Source organism: Streptococcus sp. 1621 (assembly GCF_013276615.1).
Classification (GTDB): domain Bacteria; phylum Bacillota; class Bacilli; order Lactobacillales; family Streptococcaceae; genus Streptococcus.
Genome location: NZ_VMLJ01000038.1, coordinates 1 through 25,295, shown reverse-complemented (window position 1 = coordinate 25,295; position 25,295 = coordinate 1). Strand labels below are relative to the sequence as shown.

Sequence of the window (25,295 nt, the reverse complement as noted above, 5' to 3'; positions counted from 1 at the left end):
AAACTGTTGAACTAATTTTTACTAATAAACACATTGACAAAAGCCAACATTTTTTGTAAAATAAGAATCAATTAAATACCAACACCGAATGAAGTTTAATAGAAGTGGGGAATCGTTTGATTTTCCATGACTGTAAATGGACGGAACTCTGGAGAGACCGTAAAGGCACCGAAGGGGCAAGGCAGGCAACTGCTCAAACTCTCAGGTAAAAGGACAGAGCTAGGATAGACCGCTTTTTAGCATTTATCTAAGCATTCCAGAGTACATGTATCTTGCATGTGCTCTTTCTTTTGGGGTTGAAAAGATAGGAGAAGGAAATGTTAGAATTGCTTAAATCAATCGATGCTTTTGCTTGGGGACCGCCCCTCTTGATTTTATTGGTCGGAACAGGGCTTTACCTAACTATTCGGCTAGGACTCTTGCAGGTTTTGCGTCTGCCCAAGGCCTTTCAGCTTATTTTTATCCAGGATAAGGGACATGGGGATGTATCCAGTTTTGCAGCTCTGTGTACAGCCTTGGCATCAACCGTTGGAACAGGGAATATCATAGGGGTTGCGACGGCTATCAAGGTGGGGGGGCCTGGAGCCCTCTTTTGGATGTGGATGGCGGCTTTCTTTGGAATGGCTACCAAGTATGCGGAAGGACTCTTGGCCATCAAATACCGCACCAAGGACGACCATGGTGCAGTAGCGGGAGGTCCCATGCATTATATCCTTCTAGGGATGGGAAAAAAGTGGCGTCCACTTGCTGTTTTGTTTGCAGTAGCAGGAGTACTGGTTGCTCTCTTGGGAATCGGAACCTTCACTCAAGTTAACTCGATTACAGAATCTATCCAGAATACAACGACTATTTCGCCAGCTATCACTGCTCTCGTCTTGTCTGTCTTTGTAGCGATTGCAGTCTTTGGCGGACTCAAGTCCATTTCAAAGGTTTCAACTACTGTTGTGCCTTTTATGGCTATCATTTATATCTTAGGAACTCTTACAGTTATTTTCTTTAATATCGGGAAAATTCCTTCTACAATTGCTTTAGTCTTTACCTCAGCTTTTAATCCCCTTGCTGCGGTAGGTGGATTTGCTGGTGCTAGCGTTCGGATGGCTATTCAAAATGGTGTGGCGCGTGGTGTGTTCTCAAATGAATCTGGTCTGGGTTCTGCTCCCATTGCAGCTGCTGCGGCTAAGACAAATGAACCAGTAGAGCAAGGTTTGATTTCCATGACAGGAACCTTTATTGACACCCTCATTATCTGTACTCTGACTGGTTTGACCATCTTGGTAACTGGTGTTTGGAGTGGTGACTTGAATGGAGTGGCTTTGACTCAGTCAGCCTTCTCAACAGTCTTTTCACACTTTGGACCTGCCCTCTTAACCATCTTCCTTGTTCTCTTTGCCTTTACAACGATTCTAGGTTGGAACTACTATGGAGAACGCTGTTTTGAGTTCCTCTTTGGGGTTCGCTTTATCTGGCTCTACCGTGTGGTTTTTGTGCTCATGGTCTTGCTGGGAGGATTTATCGAGTTGGATATGGTTTGGATTATCGCAGATATTGTCAACGCCTTGATGGCTCTGCCAAACTTGATTGCCCTCTTGGTCTTGTCGCCAGTCGTTATTGCTGAAACTAAAAAGTATTTTGATAAATAATGGAATCACACACCGCGTGTGATTTTTTGCTTTCATAAAAAATTTCTATCAGTGTAATTTAAAATATATATTATACAAGGTATAGAATCTGTGATAGACTAGATTTCAACAACATGAAAAGAGGTTTTATGATGACAACATTTACAATTCATACAGTAGAATCAGCGCCAGCAGAAGTGAAAGAGGTTCTTGAAACAGTAGAAAAAGATAACAATGGCTATATTCCCAACCTAATCGGTCTCTTGGCTAATGCACCGACTGCTTTAGAGGCTTATCGTACTGTCGGAGCTATCAACCGTCGCAATAGCCTGACACCCGTTGAGCGCGAAGTCGTGCAAATCACGGCAGCCGTGACCAATGGTTGTGCCTTCTGTGTTGCAGGTCACACAGCCTTTTCAATCAAACAAATCCAGATGAATGATGATCTGCTTCAAGCCCTTCGCAATCGTACTCCAATTGAAACAGATCCTAAATTGGACACCCTAGCTAAGTTTACCTTGGCAGTTATCAATACCAAGGGTCGTGTAGGAGATGAAGCCTTAGCTGAGTTTTTAGAAGCTGGTTATAGCCAACAAAATGCCTTGGATGTGGTTCTTGGTGTCAGTCTAGCAAGCCTCTGTAACTATGCCAACAATCTAGCTAATACCCCAATTAACCCAGAATTGCAACCTTATGCTTAATTCATATCTGAGTAAAATGAAGTCTGAAATAATCGGACTTCGTTTTTTTTTTTTTTAATACTCAATGAAAGTCAAAGAGCAAACTAGGAGGCTAACCGCAGGTTGCTCAAAACAGTGTTTTGAGGTTGCAGATAGAAGCTGACGTGGTTTGAAGAGATTTTCGATGAGTATTAAGTCCTCATTTAAGCGCTTTTATGCTATACTGAAACTAACATGATTATTGGAGGTTAGGATGAAAAAACTCCCCTTAGTATTTTCAGGTTGTTTGCTAGGTTTGGCAGGAGCTGGAAATCTTATTTTAGATACGTTGCCGGTTCTGTCCCATCTGTTGAGTCTGACAGGTTTGATTTTGTGGATTTACTTTCTGATTCTTCATCTCTTTAATTGGAAGGAAACCAAGCAAGAATTGACCAAGCCCCCTCTTTTGTCAGGGATGGGCACTTTTCCTATGGCTGGGATGATTTTATCTACCTATGTTTTTCGCGTCTTACCTCATCTTCCTTTGGTAGCGCAAGGGCTCTGGTGGTTTTCATTTCTCTTGGATGTGGCTCTGATTGCTGGCTTCACTATCAAATTTGCCTATCCAGGGCGGAGGGTTCATGCGACTCCAAGCTGGACGGTTCTCTATGTGGGGATAGCAGTAGCAGCCTTGACCTATCCTCTTGTAGGTATCATCGAAATTGCCTATGCGACCTTGAGTTTTGGATTTCTCTTGACCTTCTATCTCTACCCGCTTATTTATAGCGATTTAAAGAAACATCCACTCCCACAATCCATGCTTGGACAAGAAGGGATCTACTGCGCTCCTTTCTCTCTACTCTTGGCTTCTCTAGTTCGAGTTGGAGGAGCCAGCCTACCGACTTGGCTCTTGATTGCCATGATTTTGGCTTCTCAATCCTTCTTTTTCTTTGTTTTGACTCGCCTGCCCAATATTTTAAAACAAGGTTTTCAACCAGCCTTTTCAGCCCTCACCTTCCCAACCATTATCACGGCTACCTCGCTCAAGATGGCTCAGGGACTCTTGAAACTTCCATTTTTGGATTATTTGGTACTGGCTGAAACTGTTATTTGCCTAATTATTTTGCTCTTTGTATTAGGCGCTTATCTGATTTGGTTACGAAAAAAGGTCTAGCTAGAAATAGCTAAACCTTTTTTTTATGGTTTGATAACTTCAGCTCCACCCATGTATGGACGAAGAGCTTCTGGAATGGTTACAGAACCATCTTCATTTTGATAGTTTTCAAGAATTGCAGCCACTGTACGTCCAACTGCAAGTCCAGAACCGTTCAAGGTATGGAGGAGTTTCACCTTGCCGTCTGCTTCATCACGGTAACGGATTTGGGCACGACGGGCTTGGAAATCTTCTGTGTTTGAACAGCTTGAGATTTCACGGTAGGTATTTTGCGCTGGAATCCAAACTTCCAAGTCGTAAGTCTTCGCAGCTGAGAAGCCCATATCTCCAGTAGAGAGGGCAACGACACGGTATGGAAGGTTAAGTTTTTGAAGGATATTTTCAGCGTTTGCTGTCATTTTTTCCAATTCTTCGTAAGATTCTTCTGGCTTGGCAAATTTAACCATTTCAACCTTGTGGAATTGGTGCAAACGAATCAAGCCACGAGTATCACGACCAGCTGAACCAGCCTCAGAACGGAATGAAGGACTCATAGCAGTGAAGTAGATTGGCAGATCTTTACCGTCAAGGATTTCATCACGGTAGTAGTTTGTTAGAGGAACTTCAGCTGTAGGAATAAGGACATAATTGCTGTCGCTGAGTTCAAAAGTATCTTCCTTGAATTTTGGATATTGACCAGTCCCAAACATAGAATCATGGTTAACCATGTAAGGCGTGATGACTTCCGTATAGCCTTCTTTTCCATGTTCATCCAACATAAAGTTGTAGATGGCACGTTCCAAACGAGCACCGAGGCCTTTATAGAAGAGGAAGCGAGCGCCTGTTACCTTACCACCGCGTTCCCAGTCAAGGATACCAAGCTCTTCACCAAGATCCCAGTGAGCTTTTGGTTCGAAGTCAAACTCGCGTGGAGTCCCCCAACGGCGAACTTCCACATTGTCATCTTCGTCAGCCCCAACAGGAACACTGTCAGCTGGAATGTTTGGAAGAGTAGTGGTAAATTCTGTCAATTTAGCATCGATGTCTGCCAATTCAGCATCCAAGGCTTTGACCTCAGCAGATAGAGTTTGCATGGCAGCAATCTTGTCATCTGCATTTTCTTTGTTGCGCTTAGCTTGGGCAATCTCAGCTGAAACTGTGTTACGTTCAGCCTTGAGAGTTTCAACCTTGACCAAAATATCACGACGTTTAGCATCGATTTCTTTCATCTCGTTTAAGACAGCAGCATCTACACCACGTGTAGCCAATTTTTCTGCGACAGCATCAAAATCTGTACGAATACGTTTGATATCTAACATAAGAACTCCTTTATGAAAAAAGCACACCTGACAAAGCGTTGGAGTGGCAGGGCCACGGTTCCATCCAACTTCACAGGTGTGCACTTGATTGTGTATGTAATTGTTACTAACGGTAGAATTTCACCTATCCCTCCTATCTGCTCGCAGCACCCGCAGACTTTCTGAAAGAAGAAGATAACCTACTTATCCGTTGCTATGATTATACTAAAGTTTCTACTTTTTTGCAAATAGATTTTTAAATTTTTGGCTAATTGTCTGAATCAGGGTCGGAAGTTTGACGACCTTGTCATTGCCCAGTTTTTCGCGTGCAATTTTGAGAATAGCACCTGAGTCTTTTGAAGCAAAGAGGAATTTTCCTTTGTCTGTAAAGACTTCGAAGTGGCGACTGATTTTCCGCCCAGTGACATTGGCTCCAATCTGATTGATATGGCTCCAAGGAATCTGGATAAATTGTTCGACATTGACATCTGGGTAAAATTCCAGAGCCTGATCTCCGACCAGGAATTTCCCAACTTTCCCAGCGATAGAGAGGTAGGAAGTGCCTGTCGTGCTGAGCAGCACTGTTTTGTTAAGCGATTGGGCCATGATTAGTCTTCCTTACTTTCTCCAAAAAAGGCATTGTAGAGGGCTTTGATTGCTGCTTTCTCTTGGTCTTTATTGACAACAAACATGATAGAAACTTCACTAGAACCTTGAGACATCATCTGGATGTTGATCTTGTTTTCAGATAAAGCGCGTGTCGCAGTAGCAGTTACTCCGATATGACTCTTCATTTTTTCTCCAACAATCATAATGATTGAAAGGTCGTGTTCGATTTCTGCATGGTCTACTTCAGCCTTTTGAACCAACTGACGAAGGATTTCTTCTTCCTTGATAGGAGTTAGTTCACGAGAACGGAGAATGATAGAAAGATCGTCGATACCAGTTGGCATATGTTCCCAACCGATGTTAAGGTCTTCAAGGATTTGCAGAACCTTGCGGCCAAATCCAACCTCACGGTTCATAAGGTATTTCGACATGTTAATGCTGACAAAGCCTGAGTCACCAGCAATTCCCACAACTGGAAATTCATCACTACTGTGTTTTAGAACGATACGAGTACCTGGATGGTCAGGGTTGTTGGTATTCTTGATAACCAGAGGAATTTTTCCACGGTAGGCAGGAAGAAGAGCCTCGTCATGAAGGACTGAGAAGCCTGCATAGGCCAACTCACGCATTTCACGGTAGGTCAACTCAGGAATCGAGTGTGGTTGGTGGATAATACCTGGGTGGGCTGCAAAGATACCATCAACGTCTGTAAAGTTTTCATAGAGATCGGCCTTAACACCGGCAGCAATGATAGAACCTGTAATGTCTGATCCTCCACGTGAGAAAGTACAGATTTGATTTTCCTTGGTAACTCCAAAGAAACCAGGAATGACAAGAACTTCATTTGTATTTGTCAATTCTTCAATCTTGTCATAACTTGACGGAATGATGCGAGCGTGACCAGGTTCACTTGTAACCACAATACCAGCTTCTCTAGGATGCACATAGCGTGCATCAATCCCATTTTGGTTAAAGTAGGCAGCAATCAATTTAGCATTGTTATTTTCACCGGCTGCTAGGAAAGTGTCGTAGAGAAATTCATTTTCTTCGATAGGAAGAGTGGCCAAGGCGCGAATGCTTTTTGAAATTTTGTCTAGCACAGCTGGTTTCAGTCCTAATTCACTAACCATGGCAGCATAGCGGTCGATAATCCAGTTCTGACTTTTGCTAATATCGTTACCAGCAACATAGTCGCGGTAGTATTTAATCAAGGCATCCGTAACCTTAGTATCTTCAGCATTGCGTTTACCAGGCGCAGAAACGACTACAAAACGACGCTCTGAATCGCTTTTTACGATATTTAAAACTTTTTCTAATTGACTAGCAGAGGCAAGAGAGCTACCTCCAAATTTAACAACTTTCATAAGAACTCCTAAAGTAAGTATTTTATACGATTATAGCAGAAAGAAAGCCTTTTTTCAATGAAGAAAATAAGATGCTTTCTAGCCTAAAACGATGCTTTCTAATCGGCTGAGACACTTTTAGTCGATTTTTTATTGCTTTCTGCTCCTAAACAAGATATACTTTGGAAATAAAATAATTTAAACTGCTTATAAAATAAAAAGGAGTCCAGATGGAACACATTATTTATCAGCTTGAAGAGGATTTGGCAATCCTTACCTTGAACCGTCCTGAGGTTGCAAATGGTTTTCATATTCCCATGTGTGAGGAGATTTTAGAAGCTCTGACTTTAGCAGAAGAGGATCCGGCTGTGCATTTTATCTTAATCAATGCCAATGGAAAGGTCTTCTCAGTTGGAGGAGATTTGGTAGAGATGAAGCGGGCAGTGGATGAGGATGATATTCCATCATTGACAAAAATCGCAGAGTTGGTCAATACGATTTCCTATAAAATCAAACAAATAGCCAAACCTGTTTTAATGGAAGTTGACGGTGCTGTTGCAGGTGCCGCAGCGAATATGGCTGTTGCGGCAGATTTCTGTCTGGCGACGGATAAGGCTAAGTTTATCCAAGCCTTTGTTGGAGTTGGTTTGGCTCCAGATGCAGGTGGGATTCATCTATTGAGCCGAAGTATTGGTGTGACGCGTGCTGCTCAATTAGCCATGACAGGCGAGGCTTTGAACGCAGAAAAAGCTTTAGAATGGGGGCTGGTTTACCGCGTCTGTGAAGCTGATAAACTTGAAAAGACGAGAGAACAGCTTCTTAAAAAATTGAGACGCGGGTCAGCTAATTCCTATGCTGCCATTAAGAAGTTGGTTTGGGAGAGCCAATTTAAAGACTGGCAGGATTACGCTACTTTAGAACTGAACCTACAGGAATCCTTAGCTCAAACAGAGGATTTCAAAGAAGGAGTGCGAGCTCATTCGGAGAGAAGACGGCCTAAATTTACAGGAAAATAAAAAAATACTTGCATCATTCTTTGAACTTTGATATAATTCTCTTGTCAAATGTTTTGATTGTAAAAGTTTTTTTGAGAAGGAGGGAAAGAAAGATTGGACTACCAACGAATTAATGAATATTTAACATCTATATTTAACAATGTCCTTGTCATTGAGGAAGTGAGCTTGAGAGGTAGTCGTTTCAAGGATATCTCCATCAAAGAAGTCCATACAATCGATGTAATTGGAAAATTCCCAGACGTGACGCCAAGTCAAGTGTCGAAAGAGTTGATGGTGACTCTTGGGACGGTTACGACGAGTTTGAATAATCTTGAACGAAAGGGTTACATTGAACGCATTCGCTCAGAGCAGGATCGTCGTGTGGTGCATCTACATTTGACAAAGAAAGGTCGCTTGGTTCATAGGCTGCATAAACGCTTCCACAAGGCCATGGTTGAAAAAATCATTGATGGTATGAGTAAGGAAGAAATTGATGTTATGAGCAAAGGTTTGATCAATCTTTATCAATTTTTGGAGGATTTGAAATAATGGCTTTTGCAAAAATAAGCCAGGTTGCTCATTATGTACCAGAGCAAGTGGTTACAAATCATGATTTGGCTCAGATTATGGATACCAATGATGAGTGGATTTCAAGTCGGACGGGAATACGACAAAGGCATATCTCAAGAACAGAATCTACTAGTGATTTGGCTACAGAGGTTGCTAAGAAACTGATGGCTAAAGCTGGAATCACAGGGGAGGAGTTGGATTTTATCATCCTAGCTACCATTACTCCAGATTCGATGATGCCCTCTACAGCTGCTCGTGTTCAAGCTAATATTGGTGCTAATAAGGCCTTTGCTTTTGACCTAACAGCGGCTTGCAGTGGATTTGTATTTGCTCTTTCAACTGCTGAAAAGTTTATCGCTTCTGGTCGCTTTCAAAAAGGCTTGGTGATTGGTAGTGAAACCCTCTCTAAGGCAGTCGATTGGTCGGACCGATCAACAGCTGTTTTGTTTGGAGATGGTGCTGGTGGCGTCTTGTTAGAAGCTAGCGAGCAAGAGCACTTCTTAGCAGAGAGTCTCAATAGTGATGGGAGTCGTAGCGAGTGTCTGACCTATGGACATTCAGGGTTACACTCTCCATTTTCAGATCAAGAAAGTGCAGATTCATTTTTGAAGATGGATGGACGCGCAGTCTTTGATTTTGCCATTCGGGATGTAGCCAAGTCTATCAAGCAGACTATTGATGAATCTCCTATAGAGGCGACAGACTTGGATTATCTGCTACTTCATCAGGCTAATGACCGTATTTTGGATAAGATGGCTAGAAAAATAGGTGTTAACCGAGATAAACTTCCAGCCAATATGATGGAATATGGCAATACCAGTGCAGCCAGTATCCCGATTTTACTTTCAGAGTGTGTGGAACAAGGTCTTATCCATTTAGATGGTAGCCAAACTGTTCTGCTATCAGGCTTCGGTGGAGGCTTGACATGGGGCACGCTCATTCTTACAATTTAGGTAATCATGTGGTGAACACATTGTTATAAAAAACTATTTATTTTAAAGGAGTCCTATCATGGCAGTATTTGAAAAAGTACAAGAAATTATCGTTGAAGAACTTGGAAAAGACGCATCAGAAGTAACGCTTGAATCAACTTTTGATGATTTGGACGCAGATTCATTGGACTTGTTCCAAGTAATCTCAGAAATCGAAGATGCTTTTGATATCCAAATCGAAGCAGAAGATGACTTGAAAACAGTTGGTGACTTGGTTGCCTACGTTGAAGAGCAAACAAAATAAACAGAATATAGATAGAAGGAGTAGGGAAACCCGCTCCCTCTTGTTTAGGCAATAGTTTGATTGTCAAATTATGACGGTATCGAACTATTACGTAAGCAAGAAACGATGGAGGCACTATGAAAACGCGTATTACAGAATTATTGAATATTGAGTATCCTATTTTCCAAGGAGGAATGGCTTGGGTTGCTGATGGTGATTTGGCAGGGGCTGTTTCCAAGGCTGGAGGACTAGGGATTATTGGTGGGGGAAATGCCCCGAAAGAAGTCGTCAAGGCAAATATTGACAAGATTAAATCGTTAACGGATAAACCCTTTGGTGTCAACATCATGCTCTTGTCTCCCTTTGTGGAAGATATTGTAGACCTTGTTATCGAGGAAGGGGTTAAGGTAGTGACAACAGGCGCAGGAAATCCTGGTAAATACATGGAACGTTTCCATGAAGCGGGGATTACAGTTATTCCTGTTGTACCAAGCGTTGCCCTAGCTAAACGCATGGAAAAAATCGGTGCGGATGCTGTTATTGCAGAAGGAATGGAAGCTGGGGGGCATATCGGTAAATTAACAACCATGACCTTGGTGCGTCAAGTGGCTGCTGCTGTATCTATTCCTGTTATTGCTGCAGGAGGGATTGCGGATGGTGAAGGTGCTGCGGCTGGCTTTATGCTAGGTGCAGAGGCTGTTCAGGTTGGAACGCGTTTTGTCGTTGCAAAAGAGTCTAATGCCCATCCAAATTATAAGGCGAAAATTTTAAAAGCTAGAGATATTGATACTACGATTTCAGCTCAACACTTTGGACATGCTGTTCGAGCTATTAAAAACCAGTTGACTCGTGATTTTGAAAAAGCTGAAAAAGATGCCTTTAAACAAGAAAATCCAGATTTGGAAATTTTTGAACAAATGGGAGCAGGTGCCCTAGCCAAAGCAGTTGTTCACGGAGATGTGGATGGCGGATCTGTCATGGCAGGTCAGATTGCAGGGCTTGTTTCCAAAGAAGAAACCGTTGAAGAAATCCTAAAAGATTTGTACTATGGAGCAGCTAAGAAAATTCAAGAAGAAGCCTCTCGTTGGGCAGGAGTTGTAAGAAATGACTAAAACAGCCTTTTTATTTGCTGGCCAAGGTGCCCAGTATCTAGGTATGGGACGGGATCTCTATGATCAGTATCCGATTGTCAAAGAAACGATTGATCAAGCTAGTCAGGTACTCGGTTATGATTTGCGTCATCTCATCGATAGGGAAGAAGACAAACTCAATCATACCCGCTATACGCAACCAGCTATTTTAGCGACTTCGGTTGCTATCTACCGTTTATTGCAAGAAAAGGGCTATCAGCCTGATATGGTTGCTGGTTTATCCCTTGGAGAATATTCTGCTTTGGTGGCCAGTGGTGCTTTGGATTTTGAAGATGCGGTTGCCTTGGTAGCTAAGCGTGGAGCTTATATGGAAGAAGCAGCTCCTGCTGGCTCTGGTAAGATGGTCGCAGTTCTCAATACGCCAGTAGAGGTCATTGAAGAAGCCTGTCAAAAAGCTTCTGAACTTGGAGTGGTTACTCCAGCCAACTATAATACACCTGCACAAATCGTGATTGGTGGAGAAGTGGCTGCAGTTGACCGAGCTGTCGAACTCTTGCAGGAAGCAGGTGCCAAACGCTTGATTCCTCTCAAGGTGTCAGGACCTTTTCATACCGCTCTCCTTGAGCCTGCTAGCCAGAAACTAGCTGAAACTCTAGCTCAAGTAAGTTTCTCAGATTTCACCTGTCCCCTAGTTGGTAATACAGAAGCTAAGGTCATGAAAAAAGAAGACATTGCTCAACTCTTGATGCGTCAGGTCAAGGAACCAGTTCGTTTCTATGAAAGTATTGCGGTTATGCAAGAAGCAGGCATAACCAACTTTATCGAGATTGGCCCGGGAAAAGTTTTGTCAGGCTTTGTGAAAAAAATTGATAAAACGGCTAAACTAGCCAATGTTGAAGATCAGGCTAGCTTGGAAGCCTTGCTAGAAAACAAGTAATCCCTTCTCCCATAAAGACAAGAGGAAACAGGAGAAAAGAATGCAATTAAAAAATAAAAATATCTTTATTACAGGTTCTAGTCGTGGTATTGGTCTTGCTATCGCCCACAAGTTTGCTCAAGCAGGAGCCAATATTGTTTTAAACAGTCGTGGGTCTATCTCAGAAGAATTGCTCGCTGAGTTTTCAAACTATGGTGTCAAGGTGGTTCCCATTTCAGGAGATGTATCAGATTTTGCAGACGCTAAGCGTATGGTTGAGCAAGCTATTGCAGATCTGGGTTCAGTAGATGTTTTGGTCAACAATGCAGGAATTACTCAAGATACCCTGATGCTCAAGATGACAGAAGTAGATTTTGAAAAAGTGCTTAAAGTGAATCTGACTGGTGCCTTTAACATGACACAATCAGTCTTGAAACCGATGATAAAAGCCAGAGAAGGTGCTATCATTAATATGTCTAGTGTTGTTGGTTTGATGGGAAATATTGGTCAAGCTAACTATGCTGCTTCTAAGGCTGGTTTGATTGGTTTTACCAAGTCTGTGGCGCGTGAAGTGGCTAATCGCAATATCAGAGTTAATGCTATTGCACCTGGAATGATTGAGTCCGATATGACAGCTGTCCTATCAGACAAGGTCAAAGATGCCATGCTGGCGCAAATTCCTATGAAAGCATTTGGGCAGGCAGAGCAGGTTGCAGATTTGACGGTATTTTTAGCAGGCCAAGATTATCTAACTGGTCAAGTGGTTGCCATTGATGGTGGCTTAAGTATGTAGCAGAAGCTAGAGGTGAAAAAGATGAAACTAAATCGCGTAGTAGTAACAGGTTATGGAGTAACATCTCCAATCGGAAATACACCAGAAGAATTTTGGAACAGTTTGACAACTGGAAAAATCGGAATTGGTCAAATAACAAAATTTGATCACAGTGACTTTGATGTGCATAATGCGGCAGAAATCCAAGATTTTCCTTTTGATAAATACTTTGTAAAGAAAGATACCAACCGTTTTGATAACTATTCTTTATATGCCTTGTATGCAGCTCAAGAGGCTGTTAATCATGCAGGTCTTGATGTAGAGACTCTTGACAAGGATCGTTTTGGTGTTATTGTGGCCTCTGGTATTGGTGGAATCAAGGAAATTGAAGATCAAGTGCTTCGTCTCAACGAAAAAGGACCAAAACGTGTGAAACCATTGACCCTTCCAAAAGCCTTGCCAAATATGGCTTCAGGAAATGTTGCCATGCGTTTTGGAGCAAACGGTGTTTGTAAATCCATTAACACTGCCTGCGCTTCATCAAATGATGCGATTGGGGATGCCTTCCGCTCGATTAAGTTTGGTTTCCAAGACGTTATGTTGGTAGGCGGTTCAGAAGCCTCTATCACACCTTTTGCTATTGCTGGTTTCCAAGCCCTGACAGCTCTCTCTACTACAGAGGATCCAACTCGTGCTTCTATTCCATTTGATAAGGACCGTAACGGTTTTGTTATGGGTGAAGGTTCAGGGATGTTGGTTCTTGAAAGTCTGGAACACGCTGAAAAACGTGGGGCAACTATCCTTGCTGAAGTGGTTGGTTATGGAAATACCTGTGATGCCTACCACATGACTTCACCACATCCAGAAGGTCAAGGAGCTATCAAGGCCATCAAACTAGCCTTGGAAGAAGCTGAGATTTCTCCAGAGCAAGTAGCCTATGTCAATGCTCACGGAACATCAACTCCTGCTAATGAAAAAGGAGAAAGTGGTGCGATCGTAGCTGTTCTTGGTAAGGAAGTGCCTGTATCATCAACCAAGTCTTTCACAGGACATTTGCTAGGTGCTGCAGGTGCGGTAGAAGCTATCGTCACAATTGAAGCTATGCGTCATAACTTTGTACCAATGACAGCTGGCACAAGCGAAGTATCAGACTATATCGAAGCCAATGTCGTTTATGGACAAGGCTTGGAGCAAGAAATTCCATACGCTATTTCAAATACCTTTGGTTTTGGTGGCCACAATGCAGTTCTTGCTTTCAAACGTTGGGAGAATAAATAAGTATGAATTTAAACGATATTAAAGACTTGATGGCCCAATTTGACCGGTCAAGTTTGAGAGAATTTTCTTATAAAAATGGGACGGATGAGTTGCAGTTCAGCAAGAATGAAGCTAGACTTGTGCCTGAAGTTACAGCTCAAGTCGCTCCAGCACCCGTTCAAGCAACACCGAGTCCAGTAGCTCCTACATCTGCTCCAGCAGAAACTGTAGTGGAAGAAACTTCAGCGCCAGCTGAAGCAAGTGTGGCTGCTGAGGGAGATATTGTAGAGAGCCCACTTGTTGGGGTGGCTTACTTGGCTGCTGGCCCAGATAAACCTGCCTTCGTTACAGTTGGTGATAGTGTCAAAAAAGGTCAAACACTAGTGATTATCGAAGCCATGAAAGTCATGAATGAAATCCCAGCTCCTAAGGATGGTGTGGTAACGGAAATTCTTGTTTCTAACGAAGAAATGGTTGAGTTTGGTAAAGGATTGGTACGCATCAAATGATCGATATTCAAGGAATCAAAGAAGCCCTTCCCCACCGTTATCCTATGCTCCTAGTGGACCGTGTGTTGGAAGTGAGCGAGGATACTATTGTTGCTATCAAAAATGTGACCATCAACGAGCCTTTCTTTAACGGTCACTTTCCTCAATATCCAGTTATGCCAGGTGTTCTGATTATGGAAGCCTTGGCGCAAACTGCTGGTGTGTTGGAGTTGTCAAAACCTGAAAATAAAGGAAAACTGGTCTTTTACGCTGGTATGGATAAGGTCAAATTCAAGAAGCAAGTTGTACCAGGCGACCAATTGGTTATGACAGCGACTTTTGTAAAACGTCGTGGCACCATAGCCGTGGTTGAAGCAAAGGCTGAAGTGGATGGCAAGCTTGCAGCTAGTGGTACTCTTACCTTTGCAATTGGGAACTAAGGAGGTTCTCCATGTTTCGAAAAATTTTAATTGCCAATCGTGGTGAAATTGCGGTTCGTATTATTCGTGCGGCGCGTGAATTGGGGATTGCGACGGTGGCGGTTTATTCAACTGCTGATAAGGAAGCCCTTCATACGCTTTTAGCAGATGAAGCAGTTTGTATCGGCCCTGGTAAGGCAACAGAGTCTTATCTCAATATCAATGCGGTTCTATCGGCTGCAGTCTTGACTGAAGCAGAAGCCATTCACCCCGGTTTTGGATTTCTCAGTGAAAATTCCAAATTTGCGACCATGTGTGAAGAAGTTGGTATCAAGTTTATCGGCCCATCTGGTCATGTCATGGATATGATGGGGGATAAAATCAATGCGCGTGCTCAGATGATTAAGGCTGGTGTGCCTGTCATTCCAGGTTCAGATGGAGAAGTGCATAACTCTGAGGAAGCCTTGATTGTTGCTGAAAAAATTGGCTATCCTGTTATGCTCAAGGCTTCAGCAGGTGGAGGTGGTAAAGGGATTCGTAAGGTTGAAAAACCAGAGGACCTCGTATCAGCTTTTGAGACCGCCTCTAGTGAAGCCAAGGCCAATTATGGCAATGGTGCCATGTACATAGAACGGGTTATCTATCCAGCTCGTCACATCGAGGTTCAAATCCTAGGAGATGAACACGGGAATGTAATCCACTTGGGGGAACGGGATTGCTCTCTTCAACGGAATAACCAAAAGGTTTTAGAAGAAAGTCCTTCGATTGCAATCGGAAAAACGTTGCGTCATGAAATCGGTGCTGCGGCTGTTCGAGCGGCAGAGTCTGTTGGTTATGAGAATGCAGGGACCATTGAGTTTCTTCTTGATGAAGCAAGTAGCAATTTCTACTTCATGGAAATGAATACTCGTGTACAAGTAGAACATCCAGTAACAGAATTTGTTTCAGGTGTGGATATCGTTAAGGAACAGATTCGCATTGCGGCAGGTCAGCCTTTATCTGTTAAGCAAGAAGATATTGTCCTACGCGGTCATGCCATCGAGTGTCGGATCAATGCAGAAAATCCAGCCTTTAACTTTGCCCCAAGTCCAGGTAAGATTTCCAATCTCTATCTGCCAAGTGGGGGAGTTGGCTTGCGCGTGGATTCAGCAGTTTATCCAGGTTATACCATTCCGCCTTATTATGATAGTATGATTGCCAAAATCATCGTTCACGGTGAAAATCGTTTTGACGCCTTGATGAAAATGCAACGTGCCCTCTATGAATTAGAGATTGAAGGAGTGCAGACCAATGCAGATTTCCAGCTTGACCTCATTTCAGATCGCAATGTCATTGCTGGGGATTATGATACTTCCTTCTTGATGGAAACCTTCTTACCTAAATATCAAGAAAAAGAATAAAATGACTTCAAGAGTTTAAACCGAAAAGGGGAATCAATGGCTCTATTTAGTAAAAAAGATAAGTATATTCGAATCAATCCCAATCGTTCGGTTAGGGAAAAACCTCAAGCTAAGCCAGAGGTTCCAGATGAATTATTCTCCCAGTGTCCAGGCTGCAAGCATACCATTTATCAGAAGGATCTGGGAAGTGAGCGTATCTGTCCGCACTGTAGCTATACCTTTCGTATTTCTGCCCAAGAACGCTTGGCTTTGACGATTGATATGGGAACCTTCAAGGAATTGTTTACAGGGATTGAAAGCAAGGATCCCTTGCATTTCCCTGGTTATCAAAAGAAACTAGCAACTATGCGTGAAAAAACAGGTCTGGATGAAGCCGTTGTGACAGGAACAGCTCTTATTAAAGGTCAGACTGTGGCTCTTGGGATAATGGATTCTAACTTTATCATGGCTTCTATGGGTACAGTTGTAGGTGAGAAAATCACTCGTTTGTTTGAGTATGCGACTGTCGAACAATTGCCAGTTGTTCTCTTCACAGCCTCTGGTGGAGCCCGTATGCAGGAAGGAATCATGAGTCTCATGCAGATGGCCAAGATTTCTGCAGCGGTTAAACGCCATTCAAATGCAGGTCTCTTTTACCTGACCATTTTGACAGATCCAACGACAGGTGGTGTGACAGCTTCTTTCGCTATGGAAGGCGATATCATTCTAGCAGAACCACAGAGTTTAGTCGGTTTTGCTGGGCGTCGTGTCATTGAAAATACGGTTCGTGAAAGCTTGCCTGAGGGGTTCCAAAAGGCAGAATTCCTATTGGAGCATGGATTTGTGGATGCTATTGTCAAAAGAAGAGACTTACCAGATACGATTGCTAGTCTAGTCAGATTGCACGGAGGGGGTCCCAGATGAATATTGCAAAAATAGTCAGAGAAGCGCGTGAGCAGAGTCGCTTGACAACTTTGGACTTTGCGACAGGCATTTTTGATGAATTTATCCAATTACATGGTGACCGTTCTTTTCGTGATGATGGTGCAGTTGTTGGTGGTATCGGCTGGCTTGGAGATCAAGCTGTAACAGTGGTTGGTATCCAAAAAGGCAAGAGTTTACAAGATAACCTCAAGCGGAATTTTGGTCAACCGCATCCAGAAGGCTACCGCAAGGCCCTACGGTTGATGAAACAGGCTGAAAAATTTGGCCGTCCAGTTGTGACCTTTATCAATACAGCAGGTGCCTATCCTGGTGTGGGAGCGGAAGAACGTGGACAGGGAGAAGCCATTGCTCGCAATCTCATGGAAATGAGTGATCTGAGAGTTCCTATTATCGCTATCATTATCGGTGAAGGTGGTTCAGGTGGTGCTCTGGCTCTAGCAGTCGCAGACCGTGTTTGGATGCTGGAAAATTCTATCTATGCTATTCTCAGCCCAGAAGGCTTTGCTTCCATTTTATGGAAGGACGGCAGTCGTGCCATGGAAGCAGCAGAACTGATGAAAATCACTTCACATGAGCTGCTAGAAATGGACGTGGTGGATAAGGTGATTTCTGAAGCAGGACTTTCTAGTAAAGAACTGATTAAGAGTGTAAAGAAAGAACTCCAAACGGAGCTAGCCCTACTTTCAAAAAAAACGTTAGAAGAGTTGTTGGAAGAGCGTTACCAACGATTTAGAAAATACTAATACAAAAACTAGAACTGGCAGTCAGTTCTAGTTTTTTGAGGTTCTTACTCTGTGCAGAGGGGAAAGTCAAAAGGTGCTTGGAAGACCAAACACCTTTTCGATTATTCATTTTCTTCTGTCACAAATTGACTAAGCAGTCCGTTGATAAAACGGGCTGATTTTTGATCTGAAAAATTCTTAGCGAGTTCAATGGCTTCATTGACTGCTACAAGCTGAGGTGTATCAAATGATGTAATTTCAAAGATACCCAAGCGTAGTAAGTTTTTTTCGACCAAGGTCAAGCGTTCAACTGTCCAGCCTGACTTGAGGTGCTGGTTGATTTGTTTATCCAACTCTTCTTTTTGAGCTTGGATACCAGAAACCAAGTTTAGAAGAAAGGCAGGGATTTGCACATCTGCATCTTCACGGTCATGCGTGTAGGCAAAGTGACAAGCTGTTTCCATATCTGTGTCGAATTCAAGGCTCATAAGAGCTTGAAAAGCGCATTTACGAAGTTCGCGTCTAGATTCTAATAATGGACTAGTCATTGAGGAAGTCCTCGTTAAATAGATCTTTCAACTCAGGTTTTGGTGTTTTATCTGGAACGATTCCTGCAACATGGATGTTAACAGCAGAAAGTTCCACATCAGCCATATCACGGACAGCATCTTTAACTGCTTTTTGAATAGCAAGAGCAACTTTAGGTACTTTCACACCGTACTCAAGATAGAGATAGATGTCAGCAGTTAGCTCTTCGTTGCTTTCTTTTAAGTAGACACCACGACCAAGAGAGAGTTTTGATAGGGTATCAGATACGGATTTATTTGAAAATGAGTGGACACCTTCAACTTTAGCAGTTGCGATAGCAATGATTTTTTCAAGTACACGTGGAGCGATAACGATTTCGCCAAATTGTTCTTCAATTCCCATAGAATGACCTCTTTCTAGAGATTAGGCACGAGAAACGTAAGTTCCTTCTGCAGTGTTGATGATCAATTTTTGTCCAGCTTCGATGAAGTCAGGAACGTTGACAACAAGTCCAGTTTCCATAGTTGCTGGTTTACCAGAACCTGTAACAGTAGCACCTTTGATAGATGGTTGTGTTTCAGCAACTGTTAATTCAACAGTAGTTGGTACAGTTACACCGATTACTTCAGTTCCGTAGAATTGGATTTTCACATCAGAGTTTTCAAGGATGTAAAGCAATTCATTTTCAACGTTTACGACTGGGATTTCGTATTGGTCGTAAGTTTCAGTATTCATGAAGTAGGCAGTTTCATCCATTTTGTACAAGTATTGAGCTGGAACAGTCTCGATAATAGCTTGTTCGAATTTTTCTTCTGGACGGTAGCTTGTGTCAAATGTAGAACCAGTACGGACATCACGCAATTTCATACGCATGATTGTGTTCCCTTTACCTGGTTTGTGGTGGCTAGCTTCCAAAACGCGGATCAATTTTCCGTCTGCAGTTTCAAATGTCATACCAGCTTTCAATTTGCTTGCTTCAATCATGTTTTTACCTCTTTAATAAATATTATTACTCTTCATTTTACCATAAAATCTTCTGGAAATAAAGCCAAAATAGTTATTGGGATTTGTTAGGAGCGAAAAAAACCAACCTTAGGGCTGGTTTCTTTTACATATTAATCTTCTTTCAACTTCGCCAATTCTTGGGCAAGGAGTTTAAGGGCGACTTGTGGGTTGGCTTGGCCTTTGGTTGCTTTCATAAGGAATCCTGTAAAGGCCTTATCTGCGTTGCGTTTGCCTGACTTGAAGTCGGCAACAGCAGCTTCGTTATCCGCAAAGACTTGGTGGATAATTGGAATCAAGACAGCTGGATCTGAGATTTGAACCATACCTGCTTTCTCAACGTATTCACGCGCACCACCACCATTTTTAGCTAGGTGGACAAAGACTTTCTTGGCAATCTTAGAAGAGATAGTGCCATCTTCGATGATGGCAATCATTTCAACCAAGTTTTCTGGTGTCAATTCGATTTGTTCGAGAGTTTTGCCTTCAGCGTTCAAGAATTGAGCGACTTCCCCTTGGAGCCAGTTAGAGACTTGCTTAGCATCGCCACCGAGGGCGACAGCTTTTTCAAAGAAGTCAGAAGTGACTTTGTTAGCAGTCAACTGTTTAGCATCGTAGTCTGACAAGCCAAGGTCAGCCACGTAACGCGCACGTCGTTCTTTTGGAAACTCTGGCAATTCAGTACGCATTTCCTCAATCCACTCGTCTGAGATTTCAAAGAGGGGTAGGTCTGGTTCTGGGAAGTAGCGGTAGTCTGCAGCTCCTTCCTTAACACGCATGAGGATGGTTGCTTTGTTAGCTTCATCATAACGGCGTGTTTCTTGGCGGATTTGCCCCCCTGAGCGAAGGATTTCAGCTTGACGTTGGACTTCGTATTCAAGACCTTTGCGAACATTTGAGAAGGAGTTGAGGTTCTTCAACTCTGTCTTGGTACCGAATTTTTCTTGACCATACGGACGAAGAGAGATATTGGCATCCACACGCATAGAACCCTCTTCCATCTTAACGTCAGAAATGCCAGCGTACTGGATAACTTCCTTGAGGGCTGTTAGATAAGCGTAGGCTTCCTCTGGGGAACGCATGTCGGCTTCAGATACAATCTCAATCAAGGGTACCCCTTGGCGGTTGAGGTCAACGTAAGAGTAGCCATCTGTACCGTGGGTGTTTTTACCAGCGTCTTCCTCTAGGTGGGCACGTTCGATACCGATTTTCTTAGTCGTACCGTCTTCAAGCTCCACTTCAATCCAACCGTTATAACCGATTGGCTCATCAAACTGAGAAATTTGGTAGGCCTTTGGATTATCAGGGTAGAAGTAGTTTTTGCGGTCAAAGTGCATCTTTTTATGGATGTCCATGTTGAGGGCAAGAGCAGCCTTGATACCGGCATCGACAACACCTTTGTTGAGAACCGGCAGAACTCCTGGGAAAGACCAGTCAATCACGTTAGTGTTGGCGTTTTGGTCATTTCCAAAGTGGGCAGAAGTAGGTGAGAAGATTTTTGAATTGGTGTTGAGCTCTACGTGGACTTCAAGTCCGATGACTGTTTCAAAGTTCATTAGTTGTCACCTCCAAAAATCACGGGTTGTTGTTTGTGGTAGTCTGTTGTTGCTTCAAAGGCAGCAGCAGCTTGGTAAATGGTTTCCTCAGAGTACTTAGGACCAATCAGTTGTAGACCAACAGGTAGTCCTTGAGAAAATCCAGCAGGAATCGAAATCCCTGGAAGACCTGCCAAGTTGACTGGTATTGTCAAAAGGTCAGCCAAGTACATGGCAACTGGGTCATGGTTGAGAGAATCCAAGTCATAGGCAACACTTGGAGCAGTTGGACCCAAAATCAAATCGTAATCCGCAAAGACTTTTTCAAAATCTTGGATGATGAGGGTACGGACCTGACCAGCTTTCTTGTAGTAAGCATCGTAGTAACCTGATGAAAGGCTGAAAGTACCTAGCATGATACGGCGCTTCACTTCTTCACCAAAACCTTGGCTACGGCTGTTTACATAGATTTCATCAAGGTTGGTTGCATCTTCTGCGCGGTAGCCATAACGGATACCGTCAAAACGTTGCAAGTTTGATGAAGCTTCTGATGAAGCGATGATGTAGTAAACGGCAACACCGTATTTAGAGTGAGGCAGGCTGACTTCTTCGACGATAGCACCCAATTTTTCAAAGTGCTTGGCCGCGTTCAAGATTGTTTCCTTAACTTCTGGGTCAATCCCTTCACCAAGATATTCTTTAGGTAAAGCGATTTTCATTCCCTTGATGTCTTGACCGATTTTTGAAGTAAAGTCGGCAATGCGGACAGGGGCAGAGGTAGAATCTTTGGCATCTTCGCTGGCAATAGCGTTGAGCAAGAGAGCATTTTCTTTAACAGTAGGAGCAAAAGGTCCAATCTGGTCTAATGAGCTACCGAAGGCAATGAGACCGAAACGAGAAACTGTTCCGTAGGTTGGTTTGAGACCAACAATCCCGTTGAAGGCAGCAGGTTGGCGGATAGAACCACCAGTATCAGAACCAAGTGACAAGCGGACTTGTCCTGAGGCTACAGCTGCGGCCGAACCACTTGATGATCCACCAGGAACCTTGCTGTGGTCCCAAGCATTTTTAGTTGCTCCGTAGTGAGAAGTCTCACCTGAACCACCCATGGCAAATTCGTCCATGTTGGTTTTCCCTACGACAATCATGCCTTTAGCCTTTGCATTGGCAACGGCTGTCGCATCAAAGATTGGCTCATAGTTGTAGAGCATTTTTGAGGCGGCAGTTGTGAGAATACCATCTGTAGAGATATTATCTTTAACTGCAAGTGGAATTCCTGAAAGGACATTATCAGCATCGATTCCAGCTTCATCAATGGCTTTAGCTTGAGCAAGAGCTTGCTCCTCAGCGATGGTGACAAAAGCGTTGATAGCTGTCTCGCGAGACTTGATATCTTCAAGCGTAGCTTGTGCCAATTCCGTTGCTGAAATTTCCTTAGAAACAAGGAGATTGTGCAAGTCTTCAATGGTTTTGTTATTAAAAGTCATTAGGCATCTCCTCCATCGTCTAGGATAGCTGGTACCTTGATATAGTAGTTGTCTTTTTCAGGTACGTTTTTAAACAAGCGATCACGGTCTGTTCCTTCTTCGGCTACATCAGGGCGGAGTACAGTCTTGCGGTCAGCCATAGTCGTAGTAGGTGCGACACCAGTTGTGTCAACTTCGGCCAGTAACTCAACCATGTCAACAATCTTAGACAAGGTAGTCGCAAAGGCAGCAGTTTCTTCTTCAGAGAATCTTAATTTTGAAAGATTGGCAACGTGTGTTACCTCTTCTTGCGTAATTTTCATCTTGCATCCTTTCGTGAAATGATGATTTTTAGTCTGTTCTATTTTACCATATTTTCCTATAAATAAGGGAGGGATAAGTGAAAAGAAATAGAAATTGAAAAAAATGCTAAAATCCGATATAATGGAGTGTTGAAAGGAATGGTAAAATCCAATGTAAAAATCATTCTTAGCTATCGAAACAAGGAAAATAGAGAATCTAAAGAAAGAGAACTTATGAATATTCAAGAAGAAATTAAGAAACGTCGTACCTTTGCCATCATCTCCCACCCGGACGCGGGGAAAACAACCATAACGGAGCAGTTGCTCTACTTTGGGGGTGAGATTCGTGAGGCTGGTACCGTAAAAGGAAAGAAAACAGGGACTTTTGCCAAGTCTGACTGGATGGATATCGAGAAGCAACGTGGGATTTCGGTGACTTCATCTGTTATGCGGTTTGATTACGATGGCAAGCGCGTCAACATCCTAGACACCCCAGGGCACGAGGACTTTTCAGAAGATACCTATCGTACCTTGATGGCGGTGGATGCTGCGGTCATGGTTGTGGACTCTGCCAAGGGTATCGAGGCGCAAACCAAGAAATTGTTTGAGGTTGTGAAACACCGTGGCATTCCAGTCTTTACCTTTATGAACAAGCTGGACCGTGACGGTCGTGAGCCACTGGACCTCTTGCAAGAATTGGAAGAAGTATTGGGCATTGCGAGCTATCCGATGAACTGGCCAATCGGGATGGGGAAAGCTTTTGAAGGCTTGTATGACCTCTATAATCAACGCTTGGAGCTCTACAAGGGGGATGAGCGTTTTGCTAGTTTAGAAGATGGGGATAAGCTTTTTGGTAGCAATCCTTTCTACGAGCAAGTCAAAGATGATATTGAACTTTTAAATGAAGCTGGAAATGAGTTTTCAGAGGAAGCTATCCTTGCTGGAGAATTGACACCTGTCTTCTTTGGTTCAGCTTTGACAAACTTTGGTGTGCAGACCTTCCTTGAGACCTTCCTCAAGTTTGCTCCAGAACCACATGGACACAAGAAAACAGACGGTGAAGTTGTGGATCCGTACGACAAGGATTTCTCAGGATTTGTCTTTAAAATCCAAGCCAACATGGACCCTCGTCACCGTGACCGTATTGCCTTTGTCCGTATCGTATCAGGCGAATTTGAGCGTGGTATGAGTGTCAACCTGCCTCGTACTGGTAAGGGAGCTAAGCTGTCAAATGTTACTCAGTTTATGGCGGAAAGTCGTGAGAATGTGACTAATGCCGTAGCAGGTGATATTATCGGTGTTTACGATACAGGTACTTATCAAGTTGGAGATACCTTGACAGTTGGTAAAAACAAATTTGAATTTGAACCACTGCCAACCTTTACACCTGAGATTTTCATGAAAGTTTCTGCTAAAAACGTCATGAAACAAAAATCCTTCCACAAGGGGATTGAGCAATTGGTGCAAGAAGGTGCTATTCAGCTTTATAAGAATTACCAAACAGGCGAGTACATGCTGGGAGCGGTAGGTCAACTCCAGTTTGAAGTCTTTAAGCACCGTATGGAAGGAGAGTACAATGCGGAAGTGGTTATGAGTCCAATGGGTAAAAAGACTGTTCGTTGGATCAAGCCTGAGGACTTGGATGAACGGATGTCATCAAGTCGCAATATCTTGGCTAAAGACCGTTTTGACCAACCAGTCTTTCTCTTTGAAAATGACTTTGCCCTCCGCTGGTTTGCGGACAAGTATCCAGACGTAGAGTTAGAGGAGAAGATGTAGATCGCCAAAGTTACTTGATTGTGTAACAATCTAAGTAACTAACGCCAAGTTTCTATGGAACTTGGCTAGGCGCTCCACTAGTAAAGTTTTACGAATAATATCGATTCGTAAAACTTTACGTCGTAACAGTTAGCAAGCGGTAACTGCCTCACTAACTACGTTTGGCAAATAGGATCGATTTGTAAAACTCCGTGTCGTAATGTAAAAAATAGCCTTACCTAAACGCTTCACTAGGCAAAGTCCACGAATGGTATAGATTCGTAAAACTTTCCGTCGTAACTGGTAGTGAGTGGTCTAGCTAACTGCTTTACTAACTACGTTTGGCAAATGGAATCGATTTGCCAAGCCCCGTGTCGTGGTGTAAAAAATAGCCTTATCTAAACGCTTTGCCGTCATAATGGAAAGTAAGCTCCCCAAACATATGATGGGAATAAAAAAGAAATGAGATAGAGAATGAAAGAAGAGAAAAAAGCGATTGTCTTAGGCGCAGGTAATGCTCAGTATGAATAAAGTTGAAACAACAATAAAGTCCCTGTGTGTTCATTATGATAATCGGAAGTTTTATATTTTTAATGATGATCTTCCGATTGACAGTAGTGTTCTGAAAGATTATCGTTTGCCCTTTGAGGGACTTTCTTACGCTACCTTCTTTAGGTATTTTATTCCAAAGTATGTAAGTGAGGTTCGTGTACTGTATTTAGACTTGGATATTATAGTTAGAAAACTGATAGATGAGCTGTGGTACTTATACTTAACAGCCGTCTCCTGAGTAGTAGTTAGAGATGATTTTTATACACCTATTTTCAATGCTGGTTTTTTGTTAATCAACAATGACATGTGAAGAGCAGAAAATGTCACGTAAGATCTGATTTTAGACACAAATAAAAAATCTTCCAATTCTCTGTTTCCGTGTCTGAAGACTTCTTTTCCTTTCTGTTGATAGGCTAGTAGCAGACGATTGATTTGTCTTTCAGAAAGATTGAGTTCGACACAGGCTCGTTTCTTTGTTTTCTTTCCTTGGGCTATAGCTTTTATCACAAGATATTTTTTCGTTTCATTCATATTCAGTTGGATCTTTTTCATATGACTATTCTACCAAATGGGACATTTTCACGTTCGATTTACTAAAGACATTATCACATTCTAATCACAAATAGGTAAATTCCCAAACTAACTTCCACTGCTAATCCAAGTGGAAGTTAGTCTGATAAAAATCGTAAAAACCAGTGGAAA

Annotated in this window: 27 protein-coding genes, 1 pseudogene and 1 riboswitch; of the genes and pseudogenes, 18 read left to right on the top strand and 10 right to left on the bottom strand. The window is 42.7% G+C overall.

Going from position 1 to position 25,295, the window contains the following annotated elements:
• Positions 1-138 precede the first annotated feature (138 nt).
• Positions 139-227, top strand: a riboswitch (glycine riboswitch).
• A 90-nt stretch (positions 228-317) separates the two neighbouring features.
• The 3 genes from HT697_RS08795 (at position 318) to HT697_RS08785 (ending at position 3,452) form a co-directional block, all read left to right on the top strand.
• Positions 318-1,640, top strand: a complete 1,323-nt coding sequence (locus HT697_RS08795) for a sodium:alanine symporter family protein (protein WP_112444382.1) — start codon at positions 318-320, stop codon at positions 1,638-1,640.
• A 131-nt stretch (positions 1,641-1,771) separates the two neighbouring features.
• Positions 1,772-2,320, top strand: a complete 549-nt coding sequence (locus HT697_RS08790) for a carboxymuconolactone decarboxylase family protein (protein ID WP_000206767.1) — start codon at positions 1,772-1,774, stop codon at positions 2,318-2,320.
• Between the two features lie 232 nt (positions 2,321-2,552).
• Positions 2,553-3,452, top strand: a complete 900-nt coding sequence (locus HT697_RS08785) for a TDT family transporter (protein ID WP_173262963.1) — start codon at positions 2,553-2,555, stop codon at positions 3,450-3,452.
• A 23-nt stretch (positions 3,453-3,475) separates the two neighbouring features.
• Here HT697_RS08785 and serS read toward each other — a convergent pair whose 3' ends face one another.
• The 3 genes from serS to HT697_RS08770 all read right to left on the bottom strand — a co-directional run bounded on the left by serS (position 3,476) and on the right by HT697_RS08770 (position 6,702).
• Positions 3,476-4,750, bottom strand: coding sequence for a serine--tRNA ligase (gene serS / locus HT697_RS08780; protein WP_173262960.1), 1,275 nt, complete (start codon positions 4,748-4,750; stop codon positions 3,476-3,478).
• 213 nt (positions 4,751-4,963) lie between these two features.
• Complete coding sequence (locus HT697_RS08775) at positions 4,964-5,335, bottom strand: DUF956 family protein (protein WP_000079358.1); 372 nt, start codon at positions 5,333-5,335, stop codon at positions 4,964-4,966.
• Between the two features lie 2 nt (positions 5,336-5,337).
• Entirely contained in the window at positions 5,338-6,702 is a 1,365-nt protein-coding gene (locus tag HT697_RS08770) for an aspartate kinase (RefSeq protein ID WP_173262957.1), read from the bottom strand.
• A gap of 209 nt (positions 6,703-6,911) precedes the next feature.
• Here HT697_RS08770 and HT697_RS08765 point away from each other — a divergent pair, with 209 nt between their 5' ends.
• The 13 genes from HT697_RS08765 (at position 6,912) to HT697_RS08705 (ending at position 17,471) form a co-directional block, all read left to right on the top strand.
• Entirely contained in the window at positions 6,912-7,697 is a 786-nt protein-coding gene (locus HT697_RS08765) for an enoyl-CoA hydratase (RefSeq protein ID WP_173262954.1), read from the top strand.
• A 93-nt stretch (positions 7,698-7,790) separates the two neighbouring features.
• Entirely contained in the window at positions 7,791-8,225 is a 435-nt protein-coding gene (locus HT697_RS08760; protein ID WP_173262951.1) for a MarR family transcriptional regulator, read from the top strand.
• Positions 8,225-9,199 carry a beta-ketoacyl-ACP synthase III gene (locus HT697_RS08755; RefSeq protein ID WP_173262948.1) on the top strand — a complete coding sequence of 325 codons (975 nt, stop codon included), beginning with the start codon at positions 8,225-8,227 and terminating at the stop codon, positions 9,197-9,199. The genes HT697_RS08760 and HT697_RS08755 overlap by 1 nt, the downstream gene beginning before the upstream one ends.
• Before the next feature lie 58 nt (positions 9,200-9,257).
• On the top strand, positions 9,258-9,482 hold the full coding sequence (locus tag HT697_RS08750; protein ID WP_000257838.1) for an acyl carrier protein: 225 nt from the start codon (positions 9,258-9,260) through the stop codon (positions 9,480-9,482).
• A 116-nt stretch (positions 9,483-9,598) separates the two neighbouring features.
• Positions 9,599-10,573, top strand: coding sequence for an enoyl-[acyl-carrier-protein] reductase FabK (fabK, locus tag HT697_RS08745; protein ID WP_112444397.1), 975 nt, complete (start codon positions 9,599-9,601; stop codon positions 10,571-10,573).
• Entirely contained in the window at positions 10,566-11,489 is a 924-nt protein-coding gene (gene fabD, locus HT697_RS08740) for an ACP S-malonyltransferase (protein ID WP_173217947.1), read from the top strand. Before fabK ends, fabD begins: the two co-directional genes overlap by 8 nt.
• 40 nt (positions 11,490-11,529) lie before the next feature.
• Positions 11,530-12,261 carry a 3-oxoacyl-[acyl-carrier-protein] reductase gene (gene fabG / locus HT697_RS08735; protein ID WP_173217945.1) on the top strand — a complete coding sequence of 244 codons (732 nt, stop codon included), beginning with the start codon at positions 11,530-11,532 and terminating at the stop codon, positions 12,259-12,261.
• Between the two features lie 21 nt (positions 12,262-12,282).
• On the top strand, positions 12,283-13,518 hold the full coding sequence (fabF, locus tag HT697_RS08730; RefSeq protein ID WP_173217943.1) for a beta-ketoacyl-ACP synthase II: 1,236 nt from the start codon (positions 12,283-12,285) through the stop codon (positions 13,516-13,518).
• A 2-nt stretch (positions 13,519-13,520) separates the two neighbouring features.
• Entirely contained in the window at positions 13,521-14,006 is a 486-nt protein-coding gene (gene accB, locus HT697_RS08725) for an acetyl-CoA carboxylase biotin carboxyl carrier protein (RefSeq protein WP_112444405.1), read from the top strand.
• Positions 14,003-14,425 carry a 3-hydroxyacyl-ACP dehydratase FabZ gene (fabZ, locus tag HT697_RS08720; protein ID WP_000565515.1) on the top strand — a complete coding sequence of 141 codons (423 nt, stop codon included), beginning with the start codon at positions 14,003-14,005 and terminating at the stop codon, positions 14,423-14,425. The genes accB and fabZ overlap by 4 nt, the downstream gene beginning before the upstream one ends.
• Before the next feature lie 11 nt (positions 14,426-14,436).
• Positions 14,437-15,804, top strand: a complete 1,368-nt coding sequence (accC, locus tag HT697_RS08715) for an acetyl-CoA carboxylase biotin carboxylase subunit (RefSeq protein ID WP_173253072.1) — start codon at positions 14,437-14,439, stop codon at positions 15,802-15,804.
• 36 nt (positions 15,805-15,840) lie between these two features.
• Positions 15,841-16,707 (top strand): acetyl-CoA carboxylase, carboxyltransferase subunit beta, encoded by an 867-nt coding sequence (accD, locus tag HT697_RS08710; protein ID WP_173253073.1) that lies wholly within the window; start codon positions 15,841-15,843, stop codon positions 16,705-16,707.
• Positions 16,704-17,471, top strand: a complete 768-nt coding sequence (locus HT697_RS08705; protein WP_173253074.1) for an acetyl-CoA carboxylase carboxyl transferase subunit alpha — start codon at positions 16,704-16,706, stop codon at positions 17,469-17,471. The genes accD and HT697_RS08705 overlap by 4 nt, the downstream gene beginning before the upstream one ends.
• Before the next feature lie 101 nt (positions 17,472-17,572).
• On the opposite strand, the gene nusB is transcribed toward HT697_RS08705, so the two are convergent.
• From nusB to gatC, 6 genes are all read right to left on the bottom strand, one after another.
• Complete coding sequence (nusB, locus tag HT697_RS08700; RefSeq protein WP_173253075.1) at positions 17,573-17,998, bottom strand: transcription antitermination factor NusB; 426 nt, start codon at positions 17,996-17,998, stop codon at positions 17,573-17,575.
• Positions 17,991-18,380 (bottom strand): Asp23/Gls24 family envelope stress response protein, encoded by a 390-nt coding sequence (locus HT697_RS08695; protein WP_173262945.1) that lies wholly within the window; start codon positions 18,378-18,380, stop codon positions 17,991-17,993. Before HT697_RS08695 ends, nusB begins: the two co-directional genes overlap by 8 nt.
• 21 nt (positions 18,381-18,401) lie before the next feature.
• Positions 18,402-18,962, bottom strand: a complete 561-nt coding sequence (efp, locus tag HT697_RS08690) for an elongation factor P (RefSeq protein WP_000568643.1) — start codon at positions 18,960-18,962, stop codon at positions 18,402-18,404.
• 131 nt (positions 18,963-19,093) lie between these two features.
• A complete protein-coding gene (gene gatB / locus HT697_RS08685; protein ID WP_173262942.1) occupies positions 19,094-20,536 on the bottom strand; it encodes an Asp-tRNA(Asn)/Glu-tRNA(Gln) amidotransferase subunit GatB in 1,443 nt (480 codons plus the stop codon).
• Positions 20,536-22,002 (bottom strand): Asp-tRNA(Asn)/Glu-tRNA(Gln) amidotransferase subunit GatA, encoded by a 1,467-nt coding sequence (gatA, locus tag HT697_RS08680; RefSeq protein ID WP_173262939.1) that lies wholly within the window; start codon positions 22,000-22,002, stop codon positions 20,536-20,538. The genes gatB and gatA overlap by 1 nt, the downstream gene beginning before the upstream one ends.
• Complete coding sequence (gene gatC, locus HT697_RS08675) at positions 22,002-22,304, bottom strand: Asp-tRNA(Asn)/Glu-tRNA(Gln) amidotransferase subunit GatC (RefSeq protein WP_057487535.1); 303 nt, start codon at positions 22,302-22,304, stop codon at positions 22,002-22,004. Before gatC ends, gatA begins: the two co-directional genes overlap by 1 nt.
• A gap of 213 nt (positions 22,305-22,517) precedes the next feature.
• Between gatC and HT697_RS08670 the strand changes: the two genes are divergently transcribed.
• Positions 22,518-24,062 (top strand): peptide chain release factor 3, encoded by a 1,545-nt coding sequence (locus HT697_RS08670; RefSeq protein WP_173262966.1) that lies wholly within the window; start codon positions 22,518-22,520, stop codon positions 24,060-24,062.
• A gap of 493 nt (positions 24,063-24,555) precedes the next feature.
• Positions 24,556-24,831, top strand: coding sequence for a glycosyltransferase (locus HT697_RS08665; protein WP_345789521.1), 276 nt, complete (start codon positions 24,556-24,558; stop codon positions 24,829-24,831).
• Positions 24,832-24,962: 131 nt separating this feature from the next.
• Here the strand turns inward: HT697_RS08665 and HT697_RS08660 are convergent.
• Positions 24,963-25,124, bottom strand: a pseudogene (locus tag HT697_RS08660) (helix-turn-helix domain-containing protein); the annotation flags it as partial.
• Positions 25,125-25,295 lie beyond the last annotated feature (171 nt).